The organism is Herbiconiux daphne, from assembly GCF_024979295.1.
Taxonomy (GTDB): Bacteria; Actinomycetota; Actinomycetes; order Actinomycetales; family Microbacteriaceae; genus Herbiconiux; species Herbiconiux daphnes.
Genome location: NZ_JANLCJ010000099.1, coordinates 1 through 1,356 on the forward strand (window position 1 = coordinate 1; position 1,356 = coordinate 1,356).

1 protein-coding gene is annotated in these 1,356 nt (G+C 35.2%); it reads left to right on the plus strand.

The window, feature by feature from the left end:
• Positions 1-187 (plus strand): hypothetical protein (locus N1032_RS23265; RefSeq protein WP_259542721.1); only part of this gene is annotated, 187 nt, incomplete at its 5' end.
• Between the last annotated feature and the right edge of the window lie 1,169 nt (positions 188-1,356).

A 1,356-nucleotide genomic window follows, 5' to 3' on the forward strand; every position in this document is an offset into this window, starting at 1 on the left:
TTGGCCTCCGACTTATGGAACAACCAATCCAGCCAATCCAAATCCAAATTCACTTCATGATCTATTACCAAGAAGATTTGTTCCGACGCCGGCATTTGAAAGTGAAGTTTCAACCAATGATGAAACGGCTTGCGTTCCAATGGCAACGGCTGGCCCAACTCCAGGAATAAAACCGGAAGCAATTTGAACAAATCCTTTACCGAAGTTATAGTAATCAGCGGCTGTAGCCTGACCAGTAACCGTTTTATAGGCATCATAAGCTAACGTTGCCGTACCAATTGGAATTTGGTTAATTGTTTCATAAGTTCCAAGTGTCAATACGTCGGTTATGACACGACCAACAATACCAAGTGATTTTGATTCTTGCGCAATGAATTGTCCTCATTGCTCAAAGAAACCGGCCGGATGTAATTCACGATGACGGCTATCAGTTTCGATGAAATATTTCATATCACCGCGGTGAGCATCTACAAGAAATCAATCACCAAAGTTTTCCAATTTAAAAGAACCGTACATGTATTTTCCGGCTTCAGGCTTATATAATGTTGGTTCTTTTGTTGTTCCACCTACTAATGGCATGTTATCCTCCTTAACTTATTATGATATTGTGTTGTGATACCAAGAATGATGATGTTCCAAAATGATCTATTTTTGGAAGTTCAATTATTGTTTGACCGTCAATCGTCGCTAAAGTAATTGCAAAATTATCAATAAAAATTCCTGAAAGAGTTATGAATCTAATGTGATCAATCGTTACTGAATTATCGAAATTCATTGTCAAATTAGTATCTTTGTTATCGTTCTTGTAAGAATTTTGTCAATGGTTTTGTCAATCATACTTATCGAAAACCGGTTTCAAGTTCATCATAGCGTTCTTGTCACCGTTTTTTGGTCAGTAGTAATATCAAGCAAAACTTACTTCAGTTCCTGATGTTGAAGCAACATCACCGTTAGAAGTTGTTTTTGAATACGCTTGAACTTGCAATGGCATAGCAATTGGAGTAAGAATTTTATCTCAATCAATTGTTGGAATAGCTGAAACATTTAAACTATTGTTTCAATATGTTTTGAATTTTGTTTTATCAACTGATGTTATATTTCAAACTAACGCAACATTTTCATTCGCTGTCTGAATATGACCATAAGTTTTATCACAACCAATTGATAGAATATTAGGAAGATATTCATAACTTCAAGCATCGTAGAAGGTAGAAGTTCCTTGTTCAACAACGTATGATGAAATGATATATTTTGAAAAGAAATTCATTCAAGCTTGAAAAGCATCTTTTTTATCAGTTTGAGACATCCTAGTCATATAAATATGATCGTTCATATCTTTTGCGCCTGTTCCTGAAA